The sequence below is a fragment of the Clostridium sp. ZS2-4 genome, assembly GCF_026719745.1.
Taxonomy (GTDB): domain Bacteria; phylum Bacillota; class Clostridia; order Clostridiales; family Clostridiaceae; genus Clostridium_H.
This window is the reverse complement of the sequence record NZ_JAPPRQ010000124.1, coordinates 1-23,142: the sequence shown is the minus strand read 5'-3', so window position 1 is coordinate 23,142 and position 23,142 is coordinate 1. Positions and strand designations below refer to the sequence as shown.

Sequence of the window (23,142 nt, the reverse complement as noted above, 5' to 3'; positions counted from 1 at the left end):
TTTCTTGGTCGTTGTTTGTCGTGATTCAATTATACCAAATGGAGGAATGTTCTTCTATTTTTTATGCTAGAAATACTGAAAACACAGGCTAACGCCTTAAAATACAAGTGCGAAAGTTGAGTAATAAACTCTTTCATTGGTTCATATAAAAGATAATCAAGCTCTGCACTTACAATTCTCATATCTGAAAGTTTTACAACTATTGGTGTTAATGTACTTTTTAAATTTTTATCATCTTGGCAGGCTATAACTCCGTCAACCCATTCTTTAAATACATCATTATCAATCTTAGTTTTCAGATTTTCTAGTGCCATTTTTATATTAGAATTTATCAGCTTAGTTTGTGTAAGAAAGCTTTTAAACACATCTGCTACAGGTGGATTTATATATGTGATATTTTCATCAACTGCTGTAATTATACTTTCACTTCTTAAGTAAGATGTTGTTATCACCGACAAAGCTGTTTCAAGCTCTGAGTTTAACTGTTTCTTATAAAATGTAGCTATAAACTTAATATACCAAAATGGTAGTAGTGCAAACCCTCCTGCCAGGACTGGTATTAGGAAGTAGTTATTTATTGAAATAGCTACCATCACTCCTAAAATAAATAAGGCGAAGGATACCACACAAAGGATCGAGAATTTCTCTCTTTTATTGGTTACTTCTAAAATATCTTTTGTTTCTTCTATTAAAAGCTTTAGTTTTCTTGTTTTTTTCTTCTTGGTAACTTCTATAACCTTTGATTTAATTGTTTTTTCCTTACTCTTGTATATTTTTGAAATAGATGCTGCAAATTCTAATGGATTAATGGAAAAAAGAATAAAACTTCCTGCCACTAATCCTAAAAATGCTGCTACATTAAGTAATGTCATTTATATCACCTTCCTTCAACAAAGTACTAAGTATATTTAAAGGCATACCATTTTCAAGAAGTCTTTTTTGTAAGCTTTTTGAAATATTATTAACCCTTTCATAATTACCTATTATTTTTAACTTTCCATCTATCACTTTATTTTCTTTAATGTTATAACGAAAAAGAGTGCGAATTTGCCTTTTACCATTTGGCAATATTTCACACTCTGTAATCTCCATAATCTTTCTTGAATTATCTTCTAACTTTTTTGAAAAGAATACTATAGGGAAAGCTTCCGTTACTAGGGAATACACTGTATCATCATTAATATCATATTTCATCTTACATAAAGTAATCATGCGAAAATATGTAGCTTCACATGAATTTGCATGGGTTGTTGTAATAACTGCATGACCTGTCCTTGCTGCTTCTTGAGCTGAAAAGGATTCTTCTCCTTTCATCTCTGCCACACATATATAATCTGGATTAGATGTTAAAGCACTTTCAAGTAGTTTTTCTTGGTCTATATTTTGTTTTTTCTCTTCACTGTACCTTGTAACTGTATGAACTACATTGTTTATAATATTTCCTTTTTCATCTTCCTTTACAAGGTCAAATTCTCTTGTGCCATTTTCTACAGTGAAAATACGCTTATCATTAGGAATTGTTGAAAGTAGCCAACTCATTAAAGTTGTTTTTCCTGATGAAGTAGCTCCTGTAACACACATACTTAAACCATATCTTAAACAAATGCTTAGAAAATCAAGCATTTCTGCTGTAGCTGTTCCGTTGTTTATAAAATCTTCTCGTTCTAGCTTTTGAGGATTAACAATACGGATAGAAACTGCAAGCCCTTTATCATGGTCTATTACTCCATTTCCAAAGACAGTGATTCTTATCTTATTTGATAAATGTCCTCTTACTACAGGTTGTGAATTATCAAGTATCATACCTGACTTATGAAGCAATCGCCTAATAACATCAATTGCATGTTCTGGAGAATTGAACTTTTCTTTTGTAGGTAATATTTGACCATTTGTATAAGTAACTTTAATATCTCTCCACTGATTTATATTTATTTCCTCTACGTCTTTTCTAAAAAGATATTTAGTAATGAAAGAGAACTCTGCCATTTCTGAATACAATTTTTCTACAAGTTCATCAAAGGATAAATCCTTAACTCCTAGTGAATAGTCCATAAGATATTTAGATATATAGGCTTTAATTTGTTCCCTCTGCTCCTCTGGATTATCTGATATTAATGTTGAGTATTTATTTGAAATATACTCCTGTACCTCCTGTAATATATCAGGAAATTCTTTAATGTGTTGTCCTGAATTGAAAAATAGCGCAGCATTATTCATAACTTCTTGCCTCCCTTGAACCATGGTAAAACTCTCCCTGAACTCTTTTTATCTTCAAAGCTTTCATCAAAAACTAAGGTAATTAACTCTCTAATTGTTGAATTATATTCTTCCTTTTCTTTTGATTTTAGTCCTTGAAAAAGCTCACCACATAAAAATTGTTCTGATATTTCTTCAAGATGTGGCAGCTCATATTTTATACCATGATATTTTTCCTTTATCTGCTCTTTAGGCTCATTGTTCTTTACATCTGATAAAACTTTAATATGGTTATCTACGTTAAATTTTCTATCAGCTAATAAAGGCAAATAAGAATCAAAATATGATATAGCTTTTAAATTTGCATTTTTAAGCCTTATGACCTTATCAGCAATTTCAAGTGCAACTGTTGATAAAATATCAGAAGCAAAAACACTAGAACAATCAACAATCACATAATCTGCTAAATGCCTAAGTAATATAAATAAATCTACAGCTCTTTCTTTTGAATACTGTGCATATGTAAATATGTTTTCTCCTTGCTCATATCCAAGAATACTTATATACTGATTTTTATCTAAAGTAATACACTTAGATAGAATATCTTCCTGACTAATATTTGGAGCTGATACTAAGCTTCCAAGTGATTTTTTCTCCGCCTTAGTATGAGGTAAAACTATCATAGCTTGGGGACACAGTGTGTCACACATTACAATAATTACATTTTTCTTTTTTAATGCCAATTCTCTTGCAATCTTAATACTTGTTGTAGTTTTACCACAATTGGGACTTCCCCATATAGCAAGAATTTGATTACTTTTCATTTACATTCCCCCTTGTACTTGCTTAATAGTACTAACTTCAACATTAGAAGCAATGTTACCACTTGAATCTTTAATAATCTTTTCTTGCTCTTCTATAAATTTTTGTGCTGTTTCTTCATTGCCACGATAAATAAGAGATACATGTATTTTGCTGTTTTCCTCTAGTTCCGCTAAAAGTTTTGCTTGAGTTTTATTTACTAAAAGAGTTACTGTGGATGGAAGCTCTTGTTCTTTCTCCACCTTTTTATCATCCGTATATTCTTTGTCTGCTCCTTTATCTGTTGTAACTGCCAAAACTCTTACACATTGAAGCTCTTTTAGTGTAATTGTTTCTCTAAACTCACCATAATTAGATGCAATAATTGAAATGATATCTCCTGCCTGAAGCTTTCCTGATAATCCTGCTGCAAAACTTTTAATGGAAATTGAGATAGCTTGCTTATTACCATCTAATCCGTAAAGATATTTATTCTCTACAAGTGGATTATCTGATACTTTTGTGTTTAACACATAATCACCTTTAAATAAATCTGCTGCTGCATATTTACCTAATACATTTTCTTTATTTTTTAGTACTGTATCTGGTAAGTTATAGCCACCTATTTCTACAACTTGAATCTTGTCAGCTATAATTTGTTCTCCTTCCTTAACATCTTTAACAATTCTTACAACTGATATTTTAGACTGTAATGCATTATTGAAAAGTGGTATAACTCCAAAGCAAATTATTAGGGATAATACAATAGCTGTAAGCCCTATTACTGTTCTATTCTTAAATAAATTCTTCATCTTAACATCCTCCTGTAATTAAATATGATAAAAAACACCCTATAGATAAATAAGGTGCTAAGGGAAAGGATATATTTTTATCCTTATTTTTGATTTTGTAATAAATAAAATTAATTGCTACTGCTAAAGTAAGCCCTATAATACTTGCAATGAAACCGGCCTTCAATCCTAAGAAAAATCCACTGGCTGCCATAAGCTTTACATCTCCACCACCTATTCCATCACCTTTTAATAAAGCTGTTATAAAGAATGGTAATGGAACAATTATAAATCCTAAAATAGCAGACATAATGTTTATTTTAATCAAGCTAACAAGCATAATCATAATATGTACTTTATCTGGAATAATCTTTTCCTTTATGTCCTTATAGCTTGCATATATTAAAATTAGGGCATAAAAAAAGCCTTTGACGATTAAATATTCATCATCCAAAGCTATATCATCTCCATTCATCAAGATATTTGTAGCTGTATTTCTTCTGTGACTTAGCAAACCTAACCATAAATTTTAGCTGGTCTACAACAGAAACATTAGTTTTATCCTTGGTAAGCATCATCACTGAACCTGCAATTGCAGATAAAATAAACACCACACAAAATGCGGTGCTTTTAGTAAACATATATATAATTGTATCAATTGCTCCTGCTACTAATGTAGCAAAAATAGCTTGAAATAATTCTTCTTTTCCAAAGCCATCAAAGATTTCTGTTTTTGTTTTTAGACCTTGTGGGATGTATAGGGTTTGTTTTTGTGAATTTTCCAAATTATTTTCACCTCATTATGTTATAAAGCTTCAAATAATTACTACTAATTATTTGAAGCTTTATATAATTAAATTATTAGGAAGTATAAAATTAGTTAAGCTTAAATTCTTTTTTAAATTCTTCTATCGATAAAGCACTAAATTTTTTAGTATCCTTACTTAGATTGCCAAAAATTTTATCATCTGATACAATTGTTGTATTTTCATCTACATAAACCAAATGAGCAATATCCACTGTATCATTTTTTGCATATATTTGTCCTAAAATTCCAGATATTGAATGTTTGTAAGCAGACACGTAAAAATAACTATCTAAACTTTCATCATAATTTTCAAGAATTTTCAAATAAAGATCTCTTTTCAATATACGACTTGTTTCTGTCATATCTTTTATTATATTCATTTGAATAATTTCTCTATTTAGTTGAGCATATGAATATATCTTTTCATCATAAATTAATTCTTCTTTAATGCGTTTTTTTTGAATTTTGTCATTTGATTCCTTAAAAGATTTTATATTTTCTTTTGATTCGTTAATACCTGCTTCCGATATTTCTTGATCCAATAATTGAAAGCTTTCTATTCTATACTGAAAGCCTTTTTTTTCTGATAATTCATCTAATTGTTCATATGATTCGCTTTCTAATACAATATCCACCATTATTTGTGCAATTATTTTCTCTTTATCAAAGTAATCTATTTTATGTGCATGGTGCAAACGCTCTTTTAAGGTGCTCCAATCAATTTCTATTTTTGAATCAATTACACTCTTAAGAATATTTTTTCGAACTATAAATGATTTATTATCTACTATTCCTGAAAGAAGTTCAAATATTGTTAAATATGATGTAAAAATACACTCATTACTTAATTTTCCCAAATATTTTGATAAGTGTCTAATTGCATTTGTTTCAAGATAATATTTCATTTTTTTACACATCCTTTTAAAATATATTTTTATTACTTAATTATACATAATCATATCTATAATGTAAAATTAACTATAATACACCATCACTACTTCTTTTATCTTCCAAATACATTCCGCCAGCACATAAAACATCATTGTATTCTTAGCCCTTTTCTTAAACATAGCACCTTCATCCTCTGAAGCTCCCATTCTTATAAAACAATAAACTACTCTTAACACTGCACCTACTCTAATGAGCATGGTAAAGGCATCTGCCATTTCTTTTACTAATTCCATTAATTCTTAAACGCTCCTTTCGCAATTTGTACTAAGCGTACAGATTGATATGCATTACCCATAAGTCCTGCCCCATGTCCACCTGATACAATAATAAATTCTTGTAAGAACCTTGGAGTTTTTATAGCTAGCATTAATGCTGCCACACCCCAAAACACATGAGTATTAAGCATTAAAGCTACTCCTATTTTTGCAAGAACTATTTGTACTAATACTGCTAAAGTGGATTGAAAGAACTTCTGAATATATGTCCTGAATACTCCATTATCTGCATCTAATAATCCAACACAGGCTACTGGAAGACCTATACGAAGTATTAATATCTCCATTCCTCTCATTAAAAATTGAAGATATAAAAGAAAAAAGCATATAAAAAATATCAGTGAAATAATGGCTGTAAATAGACCAGCACTTGATATTCCATTAATTATGGCTGTAAAATCTGTTACCATGTCTTTACTTACTATCTTTATCAATGTACCTGTTAAATCTTCAATAATTCTACCTAACCAACTATATAAGGTTGGAAAACATACTGCTATTGCTAATGCTTTAAAAAATCCTGTAAGCATAAGTATAGGATCTGCGTCTGCATCTCCTTCTGTCCAAAGAATATATTGTTCAAAGCCTTTCTTTAAAAATTTCAATACTATTAGTGAAACACCAAAACCAAAGAAAATATTGAATATTTCTGTTAATCCATTGGTGCCAAGCATTGTATCCATATATCTTTCTGCATATAAAGCAATAGGTACTAAATCATTTAATAATGAATTTACATAAGTAAGACAGCCACTTAATATTCCTGCGATTAAAAGCACTAATAAGTATTCCATATCATCACCTACCAATATTTAAAAGGCTTAAGTTTTATAAACATAAGCCCTTTAAATGGATTTATCCCATGACTAACAATTCTAATACTCCCACTTCTACAAATGGGAGATAAGAATTGTAAAGTCCCTGGATTCGTTCAACTAAAATTCAGTTGGAATAAAAACTCCATCTGAATTAAGTTTCACTTTATATTAGCCTTGGAAGTTAAACATATCTTTAATTTTTTGGGTTAAAGTAGGAAGAATAGTACCTTGAAAAAGAAAATATAATCCTCCAAGAATTAATGCTCCAATCACAACGGACATTAATATTTTTACCGCTGTATCAACAAAGCCCTCACCGCTTTTGCTTGTGAGAGCTTTCTTTGCCTTTCCTACCATATTCATAGCCTTAATTTGTGTTCTTAATACTAAATTTTTCATATTGTTATACCTCCATAAATTTGATTATTATAATTTTTTATTAATTATTTGTAGTAACCTACAATAAGATTTAATGTTGCTGAACCTAGCACTGCTCCAATACATGAAACAATTGCTACTACAATTCTGTTATTCCATTTCTTCTGATCCATCTCATCTGCTGCACTTCTTCTAATACAGAAATATATAATTAAAAGTCCTGCCAATACAGGAGCAAGTATCATTAACCAAGTTGTAGTATCATTAATTAGCTTTTCTGTACCTTTTACAATTTGACTGTTTCTAACATCATTTGCTGCGTACACTGGTATTGAAATCATACTGACTGTATAAATTGATACTAAAGTCAGTATGATTTTTGCTTTTGTCTTTTCTAAAAAGTTTCTAATCTGTTTCAAAATAATTATCTCCTTTCTCATTTCCTGTTACATATCTAATTTTTTGAGCTTTAGTAATCTTTTCTTTCAATGCTGTTACTGAATTTTTTGTAATGTTTAATTGCTCATTAGCTGTGTAATAAAGCCATACTCCCCATAAATCCATATTTTCCATACTTGCACTTCTTACTTTCCTTCTATTTTCTCTTACTTCTCTTACCTTTCGATTATGTTCCTTATCTCCCATTCCAAAGATTTTATTAAATTGCCATTGTGACAAATCTGGAGAATACATAATTGCAGGATTATTTCTTGATGTAATTAAACTATGCGGTCTTGAAATAAGTCTTATTTCATCAACTGTCAGTAATGCCCTATGAGTAAGATTGATGCTGTGTGAACTTGATGGAGTACTATATTTCCCATGGGAAGCACTTAATGAATAAGTGGCTACTGTATAATTTCCTAGTTTCTTGGATATTTCATCTAAAGTTTCAAGGTCATCTGCCTGAAGATAAATCCAATTTTCACAGTTGCCTTTTATAGTCTTTGCCACCTCCTTTCCATATTTATCATCAAGCTGTGCAAAGCTCTGTAAAAATAAATTAAACCTAATTCCTCTGCCACCACCAACGGTAAGTTTATTTGAGAAATCAGGTATTTGTGCAAAGTTTCCAAATTCATCAAGTAAGAAATTCACTCTATTTTTTAATCTACCACCTCTTTCATCTGCACTTTTTACAAGCTCTATATAATGCTGTGTTATAAACAAACTGGCTAAGGAATAATAAGTTGTTTTTTCATCGGGAAGAATAATAAAAATAACTCTTTTCTTATTTCCTGTTTTCTTAGGATTATAATCACTTACATTAGTCATAGAATTTATAAGTGGATTAGTAAAAAGCCTTAAAGTAGTTAGAGCTGCTGTATAAAAGCTTCCTCTTGTTTTACTTGGTGCAACCTCTGATATAGCAAGTAAAGCTTTAGCAGGATGTGTAGGACTAAGTTTTTTCACATACTCAACAATAGGCATTGAGTTTCCTACAGCCTTACACATTTCACTTATGAAGTAATACACATTAGTCATGTTTTGATATTTTCTGTTTTTTCCTTCTTTATTGTCATAAACAACGCTCATAATGGCACTGGCAATAATACTAGCTTCACCATCTGTCCATATTCTTTCACCCTTTGGCTCACCTACAAGCTGAGAAGTTAAATCCCATGTAGCATCAATAGCTTTGGCTATATCGTTGTTGTCTATGGCTTCAATTACAGGTTCTAAAAAATTATATCTGTCACTCTTTAATGGATTTTTAAAATCTATAGCAATAACTTCATACCCTAACCTTTCTAAAAAAGGATAGGTATATTGATATAGCTCGCCCTTTGGATCACTCAAAATCATACTTTCACCTGCAAGAGCCATAGTTCCTATACTTTGAAGTACCACTGTTCTTGTTTTTCCTGAACGAGTTGCTCCAATACATAAGCTGTGAACATCCTCATCAATATAAAATATTTTTTCTTTACCACCATCCTTTCTACAACCAAGTACTACACCACCCTGCGGTAAAAGAGCTTTGGAGCATTCACAAATGCTTTTGGTGGTTTCATTTGTGTTTTCAGCATTTCCTTCTTGTTTTTCCAATACTGATTTTTCTTGAATTTCTTCTTGTTTTTGTTGACCTTCTTCTCTTTCATTTTTACATTCACTTCCCTTCATAATATCTTGTAAATCATCATAGCCTCGCTTTATTAATGTTTTAACTGTGCTGTCATTGCTATTTAGAATAAAGCTTTCAAAAGCTGAATCTTTCTCTTTTTCTGTAAGCCATTCTGCTGAACCAAATTGTTTTTGTCCTGCTGATACTGGTGTAGAAATTTTAGGAGTTATTTGTTTTAATTCACTTTGATAAGGCTTGTTATTGGCTGCATAGAAAAATATTGCAAATAAAACTGTAAATCCATTTAGGCATAAAAAAAGCAGTAAGTGCTCTTTACTTACCGCCATGCTATGAATACAAATTATTAAATTTGGAATTTTTAAAACTGTCATTTGCTTTGAAAGCAGCTGATGAATTATTGTTGAAAAATAAAGATTAAATAATATGCCACTCACTAATATGAGCAGGCTTATTAAAAGTTTCTTATTTGGGAATTTAATAGGAAGTTCTCCTTTCTAAATTAAGTTTTGGGGATAAAAATAAGACCTATCAATGATAAGTCTTAAAATTTTGTTGAGACGTATAAATTGGAATTTATACGTCTCAACAAAATCACTTAAAGGTTTATTTAATTTTCTAAACAAAAATTAAATAAAGAAATTTAACAACTTTAAAAATATTCCTAATTTTAATCTTGTTTTCGTGTCTGATGTTCTGTAGTATTTACCATTTTGCAATCATTAATATTATTAATTTTTTTTGATAGACTCGGTGTATATTTTTTTGCAGCCGGCATATCAATAATCCATGCGATGTCGTGAATTGCAGAGTTTTCTATTAAATACAAGAATTCATAATATTCACCCGAAATTACGCTATATCTATAATGAGTAAAATCTGGAATAGGGTCATTCGGGTTTAATCTATGCTGTAAAATTCTATTCCCGAGATTTTTAGCTTTTCCTACATAGAAAGTATTTTTGTTAATATCATAAAGCATATATACACCTGCTTTATCAACTATACTTTTGTCATTCTCCAATTGTTTTAGTTCTTTCCAAGCTGACATCTGAGTACGATCATAGAAATCTTTTATTTCTTTACTTTTTTCAACACTATATTGATCCAATCCGATTGCTTCCACTGAAATTGAACTTGCGGCATTTCTGGCATAAGTAAAATATGGGTTACCCTTTGGCTCATATAAATAAAGATTCATTACTGTTACAGTTTTAGAATCAGTGTCAAATGTAAAATGAATTGACTCCTTCTCTGGCATCTCCATTTTACTAGCATCATAAACAAGTGTACTGATAAACAATTTCTTCATACACTTAAGAACATATAATGGAATTCTGCACTTAATGTATTGTTTCTCATCTTGATATCTGTCACCTTTGTTATTACTTACAATAAAATAGCTATCTACTTCTTTTAATTCTTCAAGAGTTTCTAATACTATAGCATTATTCTTGTATGCCTCAATCACAGAATCATCAATACATAATTTGTACTTAGTTAGATATTGTTCAAGTTTCTTGTAATCCCAATTATTTCTTTGTTTCTTATCTACTGTAAAATATTGATACTGAAATAAAGTAGGTAATCCTCTTTCACTCATAACATAATTTACACAAAATACTGCCATATTATACCCCCTATAAATTTCCAGTTTATCATTCTTTTCATAACAACATATTACCTTAAATAAGTTTATAACTTAACTTCTTTAATTTAAGAAGTTGTTTTACCAAACTTAGATTTAAAACTCTTAATAGTAATAAATTACCAGTATTGATAGGCATAGTTATCTAATACAATTTTATAGCTTTTTTAAGAAACTAATTTTAATTTATTAAAGACTATTTCTATAGGAACATCATTTTTAGCTTGATTATAAACAAAGTGCACAAGTTCTTTAGCCGTCAGGCTTCGTATAGACCTAATAGCATCACCTATGGTGTGCATTAAATTAAGGTGATTACTCCTATATATTTCAAGGAAATTGATTGCTAAAAATACAAGCAAGAAATATCTCTCGATAGAGAGTATACTTTGAACCTTATATTCATCAAAGCCTAAATGACTTTTAAAATATTTATAGTTAGTTTCAATACTCCATCTATTCAGATAGTATTTTATTATAGTTTGAGCGTTAAGCTCTATGTCTGTGGACATTAAGTATACAGGTTTTTTAAAGCTTTCACCATCAACTTCATAGCATATTAAAACTAATGCATTTTCAACTTTTGAAACTTTACCTTCATATTTATATACTCTATACTCTTTACCTTTGACGGTAACTACATCTAAGGTAGAAGGATTAATATATTTTGCAAATTCTTTAAGCTGCATTGAGATTCCTAATGGAGATATCTTTCTATTAGATTTCAAAGCACCGATTAGGTGAAACCCTTGCATTAAAGTGTTATCTATGAGCTTTTGGCTAGTATACCAACTATCAACAAGACAGTATATTTTATCGCAATTAGATGGTTTTTCAAAAGAAGTTATAAACTCTGTAGCTATATCTGTTTTCCCTTTAAATATTTTATTGTATTTTGTGCAGTTTTCTTCATTTAAGTAAGTTTTATAGTTTAAAGGTATTGATATGTCCCCTATAAGTAAATTAGAAGTAACTACACAATGAGACCAAAGATTTTTTCCTTCCGTATGGGAGTGATTGTAGCTTAACCCCTGCATTTTCTTTGCTTGAACCTTAGGATTTACAGTATCATCTATAACTAAAAATCCTACGGATTTGGGTTTTATAAGCCTCTCAAGATGTAGTTTTAAATAGTTAATACGATTTCTGTCGATGAGACTATCGTCCCATTTAGAACGACTTAGAAATCTATATATTGAACTGCTACTCTTGGCAGTTAATATATGCTCTGAAATTTTTAATAAAGATTTTGTGCCAGATAAATTTATTAAACCATTAACAATAGTGGTTAGATGATGAAATTGTGGTTTATTCATTCCATAGTTTACATCATTTAAGTAGTTGTAAATTTCACTTTCAATGGATACAATATGATTAGTAGTTTTATTTGGCATACTGATAACCTCCCGTGTATTTAATTGTCTCGCAACTTTTATATACCACGGAATTTATCAGTGTGCCATATTTATTTTTTGGTAGCATTACCAATTTCACTTTTTATTTTGCAGAACTAAAGTTTATAATATACGATTGTAATGATCATATAAAAATGTCTGCAGATAAATAGATTCCAGTATCGGACCCTCTGCCTTCATCGCCTCTTCCTTTTTCCGAACCTGAACAAGACCTTCCTCAAACCGTACCGTGTCATGTGGAAAAAATCGGATAAAAGAATTAAGGAGTTCATTGTTATTCTTCTTGAATTTTTCACCCAAGAAGTTAATACATAACAGATTACAATAATTTTCTATATTCCATGTTGCAAAATCTTCTATAGTCTTTAAATGACCCGATATCACATTGCTTAAGATAATTACATCTATTTTTTCAAAGTCACTTTGCTTATATTGCACTCCTTCTTTATCATAATATCCAAATGAGTCAAAGCTGTTGGTAAAGAATCCGGAATATGGATTATATAAATAGCTCCAATAATCCTGCATTTTATGGGAAGGTAATGTAAGAAATAAAATATTTAATCCATCCTCTTCATATGGGCTGAATTTGTCTTTACACGAGGACAAATAGCTGAGCAATTTTGTATCTTCATTTTTTGTATATTCAAAGGTCTTATACTGATCTTTGCTATTACTTACGACCTTGTTAATAATATCCTTTTCCAAAAATGCTTTACTCGAATTCAATTGCTCTAATGGAACAGTACGATAACCCATATTAACCTTAAGATTCTGCTTGCTTTGTTCCGTCAAATCTATTACAGGAGATTTAATTTCTATATTGTATTTACGCTTTTCATGAATAATCTGAATATCCACATCTGTGTCATTACAGTTCTGATTCATCTTCTTATCAGGCGTAAATTCAAAATTATTGTTACAGGCATAAATATATAACATGAGCTCTGAAATTCCTTGAAGATATTTGTTCATATCAAAGGACTTCAAAATTTGAAGTTTCGTGCATAATGATTTTATCTTTCTTTCAGTATCTAAATTACCAGTATTTTCCACAAGGTCAATCTGATCTAGGAATTGTTCATAATAACCTGTGTTTTTCTTTTGCATCAGATAATGATTGGGTAAATTCTTCAATTGTTCGGTAATTTTCTGTTTAGCCGTTTTTCGCATGATTTCCTCCATCTAATTTACTATTTATCGCTTAAATATACCTCATTTTTTTACTAATTCATACAAACTTATCTTATCATAATAAAATATCTAAATCCATAATTTTTCTACATACTTTTTCCATTTTTCCAATCTAATCCTCTTCCCTTAGCTTCCTCAATTGCTCTTTCCTTCTTTGCTCGTCCCTCAAGAGCAGTCAAAGGTAAATGAGATTTATAATTATTACTTTTATCATTAGAAATCATTTCAATTACTGTTAATAAAAATTCCATTCTTGCTTGTAGTTGTTTTTTACTCGCCTGCTGTTCATTTATTTCAAAAGCTTTCAAAAATGCTTCCTTAGTAAATTGCTCTGGAGGATATAGCTTTCTATTTCTGCATTTCTTACCGTTAGGAGTCGTAAAAGTGATATATTTTCTCTCATAACTCCATTCCACTTTATACCCTAACTTCTCCATATTACAAATGAATTCTTCCTTACTTCTGCTACACCATTTGCAATGCCTTACTGCTAAGAAAAGCTCATATTTCCAACTTTGTTCTTTATCCCTAGCCCTGTATTCTCCTCTGTTTTTATGGTTTCCTTTAGCTCCATCAACAATAATAAGACTATAACCTCTACATAACTCATCAGAGTATTCTTTTAAACTTTCTAACTGCTCTTTTGATAGCTGCCATTTTCGCCCTATTGTAAAACTTACAGAATTAATAATAAAGTGATTATGCAAATGTTCTTTATCTGTATGGGTGGCATATATAACTTGAAAATCTTTAAACGCTTCATGTTCTAAAAGCTTTTTTCCTATTTCACTTATTACTTCTGGAGTAACTTTATCATGTGGTGAAAAAGACTGTACAAAATGTATAAACTGTCTTCCTGTTTCCTTTTTAAAATTTTGCTTAGTCATTACAAATTCATTAAAAGCAGTATCTGGGCTACAATCTTTTCCACCAACTAAATGTGATTCAGTTTTAACAGGATTTTTTATATAATTAATGGCTCTTTTCATCCCTTTATAGGTGTTATTTGAAGCATTAATAAACTCTATTACCGCCATTTTTTCACCTTACTTTTTACGTTTCCTTATAGAAACTAAATACTCCCATAAATCATTTAACACTTTGTTTACTGATGTTATATCAGCACAATTTATTTTTCCTTGATGACAAAGCATAGTAAGTTGATTAAGATTAGTACCTACCTTTGAAAGCTGATGAGTAAAATCTTTTATTCCATCAATAACTATAATTTCATTATTTAATGCTGAAGAAATAACATAATTGCTAAAAGTCATATTTGCACCTTTAGCCTTTTTCTTTATGCGTTGAATTTCTTTTTCTGTCATTCTAATATTAGTCTGTATATTTCTTTTTCTCATCTATTCCCTCCTTGATGAAGAGATTTTTTTAATGGGGCGTGGGGATTCCCCACACTTTACAAGCTATTGGCTATACCAATAGGAAGCTTGCCCTCACCAAAGCCACAGGCTTTGTTCTTAGTCTTTTAGGTTATTGAGAAATAAGTAATTCATCTTCTGCAACTATATGTGGTGATGTATTTTCTGCAGCTTTGTCATATAATTTGTTTATATTTAAAAGCTGTTCATTAAAATCTTTACCTTGCGGCATATGTCTCAATATCTTATATCTATTTCTATATTTTTCTCTTATCTGCTGACATGCAAAATGCCCTGCTTCGTCATTATCGAGGCAGAGCATTATTTTAGTTATATTAGGATTTTCTTTAAGATAATATTCAAGAGCTTTATCAGCAACTCCACCAAGAGAAATACAGTGACTTTTAAAATCTTTAATATCATGCTTTTTTATTAGTGTTAAATAACTCATCAAATCAATAGGAGCTTCAAATACACATACTGTATCATTGGTTCCTGACCTACAGAATGGATAAATTTTGTCTGAATTTTTCACATCACATCTATAAGACTTTCCAGTAGTATTGGTACTTCTTACACTTGCATATTTAGCCTGTCCTTTCTTATCAAATCCCACAAAAACACAGCTTCCATGTTTATTTTCATATATCTTATCTCTCTTTACAAAGTCATAAACTATCTCTTTATCAATACACCTTGTATTTATGAGATATGCGAATATATGCTTGAAAGTACTATTTTTCTCTGGTAATATAAATTCTCCTTTTTCTTCTTTCTTTTCAATTTTAGGTGGTGTATATCTTACAATTGCATTATCTATATTAAGCAACTTCTTTACTGCTTCTACCCATGTTTTACCCTCCATTTCCATAACAAATTGAATAGCTCCACCGCCTTTATTTTGAGAAAACCAGTTCCATTTGTGCCCATTTCCATGAATATATAAACCACCATAGCCTTCAATTTTAAAGGCTCTTGAAGTAACTCGCTTTACTGTATACCCTATACTTTCAGCATAACTTATAATATTTACACTATCTGCAAGGGCAATTTGTTCATCAGTAAATCTCAATTTTTCTCTTCTCATAAAACTCCCCACTCCTACTGCTCATTTATTCAAGTTCCCATTCTTCCTCTTCAATATCAATAGAATAATCAATTTTTTCTTCATTTTTGACTTCTACTATTTTAAAGGGTTCATAACTTGCTCTTGCCTGTATATCTCTTGGCATATATCCCTTTTCTGCCATGGAAGTGTATTTTGTATCTGCTACTATAATATGATCATGTATTCTAATTTCTAGTGGATAAAAAATATCTACAAGCCTTTGTGTCATATTTTTATCTTCAGCTGATGGCATTATTGCTCCTCCTGGATGGTTATGTGCAATAATCATTGATTTGCAATCACAAGCTAAAGCCTGCTTTAATATTTCTCTTGGATAAACTATAGCCTGTGATACTGTTCCTTCTGATACCAGACTGGAATGAATAATATTGTTTCCTGCATCTAAAAAAGCAACCATGAACTTTTCTTTGTCTTTCTTACCACTAAGTAAGGGTACAAAGTAAGCTCCTGCTTGCTCTGGCGATGATATTTTTATTTTATTTTCACTTTCATGAGACTTCAATAAATTATAAGAAGCAATAAATTCATTCAGTAATCCTATCTTTTGAAGCTGTTTCTCATTAGGCTCTATAATACGTGGATGTTCTAAAATATTAAATGGACTATTATCTTTTGCATATTCTTTAACCTTTCGCATTGAAAGACCAGTTAATGTAGTTAATCCTTTTAAAAAGCTTTCTGTATGGGGTTTATTCTTCATTAAATAACACCTCCCTTTTTTCCATCTTCCATTAACTCTCTTCCTTCTTCTAAAACTTCAATTATTTCCTCTAGGCTTTCAAGTTTTTCTAATGTATCATAAGGTAGATCCATCAATTCATAATCCCTTAGAAAATTATCTACTCCAAAGGTTTCAATGTGTTCTGTGATTTTTTCTTCTGTGTCCATATCCAATTCAAGTAATTGTACAAGTAAAGAAATTATATGTTTATACTCATTAAGATTAATTGTTCTTTGTGTATTCATCTATTTCACCTTTCCTTTATAATTTTTATACAGCTATCTCTTCATTCTCTAATTCTTCAGCAATAGCAGCTTCATTTTCAAATGCATTTAATGTATCCTCATCTGCTAAAATCTCCTCCTCTTTCTTATTCATATCAAGAAGTGTATTAAGTTCAAATTGCCTTGCTAGTTTTGCCTTTAGTTCTTCTTCATACTGGAATGGCTTTTCATATTCAATCTTGGACTGCTGTAGGTTTCTTTCATACTCTTCAATTTTTCCTTCAATACTGTTTAACTTATTTTCAAGATTACTTAGTGCATTTTCAATCCTTATCATGTTCCCATGTGGGCTATCTCCAAGTTCTACAGTGTATTTTGAATTACCATGGATTATAAGGTCTAATTTTTCATAAAATATATTTATCCTTAGTATTAAATCAAAACCTCTAAAAGTACCAATATGAAGTTCTTTTCCTTTGGGAATCTTTGACGATAGTGCTTCAAGCATTGTACCTGCCTTTTCTCTTTCATCAAATACCTTACCATTAATGGTGATAATAAAATTATTGATTATATTCATATCACGTCTATTAATATCCTTTATAATATATTCAAGCTGTCTCTTTGCTTCACTTATGAGCTTTGGATATTTGAAAGTAAAATTATCCTGCATGGTGTATTTCTGATTATCATAGGCAGATTTTAATACTCTAAGTCTTGATACTTCATTATCAATATCCATCTTTTCTTTAATTAGTGGATTACCTGTTGCAAGAGCTTTTACTTCTGCATAAGAAAGAACTGTTTCATCTACATCTTCACAGTTTCTTGCAACAGATTTTGAAGTCATGATTTGAGAAATAAATTTTTGTTTCTGCTCAACTATCTGCCACAGATAAGAATCAAAGGTATTCTTAGTAACATACCTATAAATACTAACTTCACTATTCATATTCCCTTGTCTTAAAATTCTTCCCTCACGCTGCTCAATATCACTTGGTCTATATGGACAATCCAAATGATGAAGTGCTGTTAATCTATCTTGAATATTTGTTCCTGCTCCCATTTTAGGTGTGCTTCCTATAATTACTCTTTTATTACCTGACCTCATGTCAGAAAACATTTGCTCCCTTTGAATTTCACTTTTAGCATCATGAATAAAGCAAACCTGATTTTCTTGAATACCTCGCCTTATAAGCTCTTGTTTTACATAATCATAAACAGAAAAACGCCCATCACTATTAGGCGTTCCTACATCACAAAAGACTATTTGAGTTCCTTTTATATCCTGTGATTTTAAATATTCTTCATAAATATTTTCTATACATTGATTGACCTTGGATGCAGGATCATTAACAGCATTCATATCTAAAAGCCTTGGGTCTGTACCAAGTAACCTCGCTTCATTGGTTATCTTAAGCATATTATCACTCGATGGGTCTACCATACCATTTCTTATTCTCTCTGCCCTTTCTACAAACTCAATCATCATATCCTGAATATACTCATTTGGCTCTGAAGCTGCAATAATATATTTATCATCCTTTAATTTAGGTACTGGCAGCTGCAGCATATCCGCTGTCTGCACATCTGCTATATTTTTAAATAAAGTCATAAGCTCCGGTAAATTAGTAAATTTAGAAAATCTACTTCTAAATCTATAACCAGTGCCTTCTGGTGCAAGTTCAAGTGAGGACACAACTTCTCCAAAGCTTGCTGCCCATGCATCAAAATGATGAATGCCCCGTCTTTCCAACTCATGGTTTTGAAGATACCTCTGCATTACATACATTTCAGTCATTGAATTTGAAATAGGTGTTCCTGTGGCAAAAATTACTCCTTTACCATCATTAACTTCATGGATATACTGGCACTTCATAAGCATATCACTTGCCTTTTTAGCTCTAGTATTTGAAATACCTGCAACATTACGCATTTTGGAAAACACTGCACAGTTTTTATAATAATGTGCTTCATCCACAAACATGCAGTCAATGCCTAGCTCTTCAAAATTGATAACATCATCTTTTTTAGAAGTATCTAATAGAGTTTTTAATTCACTTTCAAGTCCCTTTTTAAATTTCTCCATCTGCTTTATAGACCAGTTTTCACCACGCTCCCTTTTTGTTTGCTCAATAGCATAAGTTATTTGTTCAATTTGATAGTTTAACATTCTCTCCTGTCTTTCCTTAGAGATTGGTATTTTCTCAAATTGACTATGACCAATAATAATTGCATCATAAGCTCCTGTAGCAATTCTACTTACAAACCTCCTTCTATTTTGCTTTTGAAAATCTTTTTTAGTGGTTACAAGGATATTTGCTGATGGATAAAGTCTTAAAAACTCTGCTCCCATCTGCTCTGTTAAATGGTTAGGTACAACAAATATACTCTTCTTAGCAAGTCCCAATCTTTTAAGCTCCATACCACTTGCTATCATTTCAAAGCTCTTTCCTGCACCAACACAATGGGCAAGTAATGTACTTCCTCCATAAAGAATTCTTGCTATAGCATTTACTTGATGTTTTCTAAGCTTAATATCAGGATTCATTCCTGGGAAAGTTAGATGTGAACCATCATATTCTCTTAATCTAATGTTATTAAAATTTTCATTATAGAAATCAACATATTTCTTTCTTCTATCTGGATCTCTAAATAACCAGTTTTTAAACTCTTCCTTTAATTGATTTTGTTTTTCTCTAGCCAACATTGTTTCCTTTTGATTTAAAACATATCTTACAGTATCTCCATCTTCAATTCTGTCTTTTACTGTAACTGTTCTAAGGTTTAAGCTTTCTTCAATGATATAGTAAGCACTAATTCTCTTTGTACCAAAGGTTTCTGTAGCTGCTATGGAATTGCCATCTGCGCCTTTGTTTTCTATACTCCAAGATGCATTATAATTATTGTAATGGACTTTTATTTCATTATTTGAATATCTTGAATTTGAATTTTGAAAGTATCTTGGTGTTCCTAAAGTTTCATAAATAAATTTTTCTATATCACCTTCTTCAATCCAAGTAGTACCAAGTTTAATATCAATTTCACTGGCTTCAAGCTCTTTAGGCTGCACTTGCTCTAAAGCTATCACATTACCAGCAACTAATGCTCCATTAGTTTCTGCATATACTTTAGCAATTCTAAGCTTTTGCCTTACATTTCCGCTTAAATACTCATCTTGTGTTTCCCATCCCTTCAAAATATCATCCTTATCATAATGTTCAGGATTTAAAAAGATTTGCCCTTTTAATTCTTCAATAATATTTTCTGGTGTACTATCATAAAGCTCTAACATTAAGGATAAATCTACCTTACCTTTTTCATTCAAGCTTACAGTAAGTGCTTCAATAGCTGTATCAACTTCTGTAATTTTCTCCAGTGGTCTAATTGTCTGCTTTGTAAACATATCAGCCTTAGTAACTTTATTAGTTTCATCAACAACTTCTAATGAACATAAAAGGGGATAATCATTGTCATCTCTAAAAGCTGTGTTATTAGCTCTTGATGTAATGTAACCATGCTTTTTAACAAAGCTGTCATATCTGTCATTTAAAATAGCTTGCTTTTCCTTTAATTCTGTTTCTGTACATCCATTGGTTTGAATATCAATAATTTCTCTTGTAATCTCTCTAATGCTATGAAGTCCTTTAATACGTTCTAAGGTTTTACCTGTTTCATTAATTCTCCTCATGGATGCATTTTCACGATAATATAGATTATCTTCTATAAAAGTGTATGTGTAATTTCTCACATTAGGGTCAGCAGGTATTTCATCCTCTGAATTAATATCTTCTCTTTCATAATTACCTATATGAGCATTAAGGTTTTCAACTGCTTTATGTAATGTTTCTTTAAGGTCAAAATTCTCATCCTTATTAACTAATGCTGTATATTTACTGCCTTCCCCATACATTCTCTGGTCAAAAATCATTTTTCCAAGAAGCATATCTGGATTATAAATAAAATACTCATTTACAGGAACTTTATCTTCTGTTAATCCAACATGAAGCCAGTTTGGTTCATTTACAGATACTCTTTCTCTTTTCTGAAGAAATATAATATCCGTTGTAACATCAGTATTTGCATTAGCTTTAAATGCTGTATTAGGAAGCCTTATTGCTCCAATTAAATCAGCTCTTTCAGCAAGATATTTTCTTACTGAGCTATTTTCTTTATCGAGAGTTCCCTTACTAGTGACAAAGGCAACTATTCCTCCTGGTCTTACTTGATCTAAAGCCTTTGCAAAGAAGTAATCATGAATTAAGAAATTGTATTTATCATAATTTGGATCATGTAATTTGTAATCTCCAAAAGGAACATTTCCGATAGCTATATCAAAGAAGTTATCTGGATAGTTGATTTCCTCAAAGCCTTGAATTTTGATATTTGCCTTTTGATATAGCTGCTTTGATATTCTTCCTGATATATCATCAAGCTCTACTCCATAAAACTTTGAGGCTTCCATACTTTCTGGTAAGGCAGAAAAGAAATTGCCAACTCCCATAGATGGCTCTAATATATTACCTGACTTAAATCCAAATCTCTCAAGTGCTTTATACATAGCTTCAATAACTATTGGTGAAGTATAGTGAGCATTAGGTGTGGATGCTCTAGCTGATGAATATTCTTCATGTGTTAATAAAGCTTTAAGCTCTGTATATTCACTATTCCAACCAGCTGCATTCATATCAAAGGCTTGAGGCATTCCTCCCCAACCAACATATTTTGCTAGTATCTTTTGCTCCTCTGCTGTTGCATATCTATTTTCACCTTCAATAACCTTTAAGGTTTTTATAGCTTCTACATTATTTCTAAACTTGGTTTTAAGCCCGCCAACTCCAATTTCATCCTCTGGATTATATTTATAATTTATAGGCTTATACTCTACTTTAATTTTCTTTTCTTCATTTGTTTTAACTTCTTCTAAAACAATATCTTCTTTATTGCTCTTATCTTCTTCTATTGAAACACTATTTTCTTGATTATTTTTAGGCATAAAAAAAGAGCCACTATTAAGTGACTCAGTAAGATTAGTTTGTATTTCATTGTCTAATGTATTTGGTATACTATCTCCAGCAAGACTATTTCCTCTGCTGTCTGCCTTACTTGTTCCCTGTACTTGAAGCTCTCCATTGTATTCTCCGGATTCGGTATTGGATTTGTCTCCAGTATCTTCTCCATTATTAATTCTAATTTCCCATAGGCTTCCTTGTTCACCTTGTGCATTTTGGGCATCAGTTCTCCCTTTGCCAAAAGCAAGCTGTATCTGCTCTGATGATTTTCTTTTAGATAGTTCAGTGCCATCTGTCCGTATTTCCCTAAGGGCTTCTCGTCTGCTTCCTTTTCCTTGGATATTTGAATCTCTGGATAAAGTATTCCCTCTACTTCTTTGTAATTCAGTTCTAATGCTTCTCTCATTATTTTTCTCACTCCTTTTTTCCCTAATAATCAGTTTTACTTCCTTTTCAATTTCTCTTAGGATTTCTTGAGAAATACTACATACTTCATTCCCTAAACGGAAAGTAAGAGGCAGTGTATTAAAATGTGTAATAACTCTAAAACTGCTATCATCATTATAGATAGTTGAATCTATACCACACCTTTTAGCTATCATATAATGAGCACTTTCAATAATGCTCTGTGTGAAACAGCTTATAATCCCTTCCATAGGCAAATCTTGAAGCCATGTGTTTTGGGTATCATTTTCAAAATCTGCAAAGCTATTTTCTAGGTTTGCATTGACCTTCATTTCAACTAATTCTCCTATAATACTATCTAAATCATTATGAGAAAGTTCATATTTTTTATTAAGTTTGTCTACAAGTGAAGGAGTAATAGTATCACTTAAACTCCACAGTTTAGGAATTGTATGTGGTTCACCATTAGTATCTTTAATGTCAAATAAATACTGAAGCTTTATATTGGGTTTAGAAGTATCAAAAACTGCAATGCTTCTTGTTCCTTTATTAATATATCTTCCTATCTTTCTATTCCAAATTTCCATATTAGCAACCATAGTTGCATCAGGTCTTTGTGAATATATTAAAATAGCATTATCAAAATTATATTTATAAATCCTTGATGCAAAGGTTAAAAAGTCTTTCCACTCTTGCTTACTTCCTGTTACAATATCAGTTATCTTTTCATAGATTTCTTTTACTTCTTTAAATCTACTCATTCAAAACCTCCTTTCCTTGTGATTTAAAATAGTCGCTTGCAGAATTCTGCAAGCATTGATTTGCCTAACTTTTAAGCCGTTAGGCTTTTATATTTTCCTCCACTGCGACATAATAGAATTACACCACATAAAACCAAACACCACAGAGGAGGAGAA

At 30.9% G+C, this 23,142-nt stretch carries 21 protein-coding genes; all 21 read right to left on the bottom strand.

Going from position 1 to position 23,142, the window contains the following annotated elements; genetic code table 11:
* Positions 1-29 precede the first annotated feature (29 nt).
* Complete coding sequence (locus OIO11_RS13670) at positions 30-872, bottom strand: type II secretion system F family protein (RefSeq protein WP_268072001.1); 843 nt, start codon at positions 870-872, stop codon at positions 30-32.
* Positions 859-2,217, bottom strand: coding sequence for a CpaF/VirB11 family protein (locus OIO11_RS13665; protein ID WP_268072000.1), 1,359 nt, complete (start codon positions 2,215-2,217; stop codon positions 859-861). Before OIO11_RS13665 ends, OIO11_RS13670 begins: the two co-directional genes overlap by 14 nt.
* Positions 2,214-3,020, bottom strand: a complete 807-nt coding sequence (locus tag OIO11_RS13660) for a ParA family protein (protein WP_268071999.1) — start codon at positions 3,018-3,020, stop codon at positions 2,214-2,216. Before OIO11_RS13660 ends, OIO11_RS13665 begins: the two co-directional genes overlap by 4 nt.
* A complete protein-coding gene (gene cpaB / locus OIO11_RS13655) occupies positions 3,021-3,809 on the bottom strand; it encodes a Flp pilus assembly protein CpaB (RefSeq protein WP_268071998.1) in 789 nt (262 codons plus the stop codon).
* Between the two features lies 1 nt (position 3,810).
* Positions 3,811-4,263 (bottom strand): prepilin peptidase, encoded by a 453-nt coding sequence (locus tag OIO11_RS13650; protein ID WP_268071997.1) that lies wholly within the window; start codon positions 4,261-4,263, stop codon positions 3,811-3,813.
* Positions 4,250-4,573, bottom strand: coding sequence for a hypothetical protein (locus tag OIO11_RS13645; protein WP_268071996.1), 324 nt, complete (start codon positions 4,571-4,573; stop codon positions 4,250-4,252). Before OIO11_RS13645 ends, OIO11_RS13650 begins: the two co-directional genes overlap by 14 nt.
* A 91-nt stretch (positions 4,574-4,664) precedes the next feature.
* On the bottom strand, positions 4,665-5,501 hold the full coding sequence (locus OIO11_RS13640; RefSeq protein ID WP_268071995.1) for a hypothetical protein: 837 nt from the start codon (positions 5,499-5,501) through the stop codon (positions 4,665-4,667).
* A gap of 69 nt (positions 5,502-5,570) precedes the next feature.
* Positions 5,571-5,780: a mercury transporter gene (locus OIO11_RS13635; RefSeq protein WP_268071994.1), complete on the bottom strand. Its 210-nt coding sequence runs from the start codon at positions 5,778-5,780 to the stop codon at positions 5,571-5,573.
* The gene (locus OIO11_RS13630) at positions 5,780-6,616 is read right to left on the bottom strand and encodes a conjugal transfer protein TrbL family protein (RefSeq protein ID WP_268071993.1); all 837 of its coding nucleotides are present in this window, start codon (positions 6,614-6,616) and stop codon (positions 5,780-5,782) included. Before OIO11_RS13630 ends, OIO11_RS13635 begins: the two co-directional genes overlap by 1 nt.
* A 192-nt stretch (positions 6,617-6,808) precedes the next feature.
* Positions 6,809-7,039, bottom strand: a complete 231-nt coding sequence (locus OIO11_RS13625; protein ID WP_268071992.1) for a DUF6133 family protein — start codon at positions 7,037-7,039, stop codon at positions 6,809-6,811.
* A gap of 44 nt (positions 7,040-7,083) precedes the next feature.
* Positions 7,084-7,437, bottom strand: coding sequence for an Mbov_0395 family pilin-like conjugal transfer protein (locus tag OIO11_RS13620; RefSeq protein WP_268071991.1), 354 nt, complete (start codon positions 7,435-7,437; stop codon positions 7,084-7,086).
* On the bottom strand, positions 7,424-9,583 hold the full coding sequence (locus OIO11_RS13615) for a VirD4-like conjugal transfer protein, CD1115 family (protein ID WP_442781304.1): 2,160 nt from the start codon (positions 9,581-9,583) through the stop codon (positions 7,424-7,426). The genes OIO11_RS13620 and OIO11_RS13615 overlap by 14 nt, the downstream gene beginning before the upstream one ends.
* A gap of 188 nt (positions 9,584-9,771) precedes the next feature.
* Complete coding sequence (locus OIO11_RS13610) at positions 9,772-10,731, bottom strand: GIY-YIG nuclease family protein (RefSeq protein WP_268071989.1); 960 nt, start codon at positions 10,729-10,731, stop codon at positions 9,772-9,774.
* A 185-nt stretch (positions 10,732-10,916) separates the two neighbouring features.
* Positions 10,917-12,143, bottom strand: a complete 1,227-nt coding sequence (locus OIO11_RS13605; protein ID WP_268071988.1) for an IS701 family transposase — start codon at positions 12,141-12,143, stop codon at positions 10,917-10,919.
* Between the two features lie 123 nt (positions 12,144-12,266).
* Positions 12,267-13,274, bottom strand: a complete 1,008-nt coding sequence (locus tag OIO11_RS13600) for a hypothetical protein (protein ID WP_268071987.1) — start codon at positions 13,272-13,274, stop codon at positions 12,267-12,269.
* A 170-nt stretch (positions 13,275-13,444) separates the two neighbouring features.
* The gene (locus OIO11_RS13595; protein WP_268071986.1) at positions 13,445-14,395 is read right to left on the bottom strand and encodes a relaxase/mobilization nuclease domain-containing protein; all 951 of its coding nucleotides are present in this window, start codon (positions 14,393-14,395) and stop codon (positions 13,445-13,447) included.
* A 9-nt stretch (positions 14,396-14,404) separates the two neighbouring features.
* Complete coding sequence (locus OIO11_RS13590) at positions 14,405-14,716, bottom strand: plasmid mobilization protein (RefSeq protein ID WP_268071985.1); 312 nt, start codon at positions 14,714-14,716, stop codon at positions 14,405-14,407.
* A gap of 130 nt (positions 14,717-14,846) precedes the next feature.
* Entirely contained in the window at positions 14,847-15,821 is a 975-nt protein-coding gene (locus OIO11_RS13585; protein WP_268071984.1) for a DUF3991 and toprim domain-containing protein, read from the bottom strand.
* 25 nt (positions 15,822-15,846) lie between these two features.
* A complete protein-coding gene (locus OIO11_RS13580; RefSeq protein WP_268071983.1) occupies positions 15,847-16,563 on the bottom strand; it encodes a JAB domain-containing protein in 717 nt (238 codons plus the stop codon).
* Entirely contained in the window at positions 16,563-16,829 is a 267-nt protein-coding gene (locus OIO11_RS13575; RefSeq protein WP_268071982.1) for a hypothetical protein, read from the bottom strand. The genes OIO11_RS13580 and OIO11_RS13575 overlap by 1 nt, the downstream gene beginning before the upstream one ends.
* A gap of 25 nt (positions 16,830-16,854) precedes the next feature.
* Positions 16,855-22,986 carry a helicase-related protein gene (locus tag OIO11_RS13570; protein WP_268071981.1) on the bottom strand — a complete coding sequence of 2,044 codons (6,132 nt, stop codon included), beginning with the start codon at positions 22,984-22,986 and terminating at the stop codon, positions 16,855-16,857.
* Between the last annotated feature and the right edge of the window lie 156 nt (positions 22,987-23,142).

Bases quoted from the DNA above. Each gene is read 5' to 3' on its own strand.
- OIO11_RS13670 (WP_268072001.1), bottom strand. From the start codon at position 872: ATGACATTACTTAATGTAGCAGCATTTTTAGGATTAGTGGCAGGAAGT.
- OIO11_RS13665 (WP_268072000.1), bottom strand. From the start codon at position 2,217: ATGAATAATGCTGCGCTATTTTTCAATTCAGGACAACACATTAAAGAA.
- OIO11_RS13660 (WP_268071999.1), bottom strand. From the start codon at position 3,020: ATGAAAAGTAATCAAATTCTTGCTATATGGGGAAGTCCCAATTGTGGT.
- cpaB (WP_268071998.1), bottom strand. From the start codon at position 3,809: ATGAAGAATTTATTTAAGAATAGAACAGTAATAGGGCTTACAGCTATT.
- OIO11_RS13650 (WP_268071997.1), bottom strand. From the start codon at position 4,263: ATGAATGGAGATGATATAGCTTTGGATGATGAATATTTAATCGTCAAA.
- OIO11_RS13640 (WP_268071995.1), bottom strand. From the start codon at position 5,501: ATGAAATATTATCTTGAAACAAATGCAATTAGACACTTATCAAAATAT.
- OIO11_RS13635 (WP_268071994.1), bottom strand. From the start codon at position 5,780: ATGGAATTAGTAAAAGAAATGGCAGATGCCTTTACCATGCTCATTAGA.
- OIO11_RS13630 (WP_268071993.1), bottom strand. From the start codon at position 6,616: ATGGAATACTTATTAGTGCTTTTAATCGCAGGAATATTAAGTGGCTGT.
- OIO11_RS13625 (WP_268071992.1), bottom strand. From the start codon at position 7,039: ATGAAAAATTTAGTATTAAGAACACAAATTAAGGCTATGAATATGGTA.
- OIO11_RS13610 (WP_268071989.1), bottom strand. From the start codon at position 10,731: ATGGCAGTATTTTGTGTAAATTATGTTATGAGTGAAAGAGGATTACCT.
- OIO11_RS13605 (WP_268071988.1), bottom strand. From the start codon at position 12,143: ATGCCAAATAAAACTACTAATCATATTGTATCCATTGAAAGTGAAATT.
- OIO11_RS13600 (WP_268071987.1), bottom strand. From the start codon at position 13,274: ATGCAAAAGAAAAACACAGGTTATTATGAACAATTCCTAGATCAGATT.
- OIO11_RS13595 (WP_268071986.1), bottom strand. From the start codon at position 14,395: ATGGCGGTAATAGAGTTTATTAATGCTTCAAATAACACCTATAAAGGG.
- OIO11_RS13590 (WP_268071985.1), bottom strand. From the start codon at position 14,716: ATGAGAAAAAGAAATATACAGACTAATATTAGAATGACAGAAAAAGAA.
- OIO11_RS13585 (WP_268071984.1), bottom strand. From the start codon at position 15,821: ATGAGAAGAGAAAAATTGAGATTTACTGATGAACAAATTGCCCTTGCA.
- OIO11_RS13580 (WP_268071983.1), bottom strand. From the start codon at position 16,563: ATGAAGAATAAACCCCATACAGAAAGCTTTTTAAAAGGATTAACTACA.
- OIO11_RS13575 (WP_268071982.1), bottom strand. From the start codon at position 16,829: ATGAATACACAAAGAACAATTAATCTTAATGAGTATAAACATATAATT.
- OIO11_RS13570 (WP_268071981.1), bottom strand. From the start codon at position 22,986: ATGAGTAGATTTAAAGAAGTAAAAGAAATCTATGAAAAGATAACTGAT.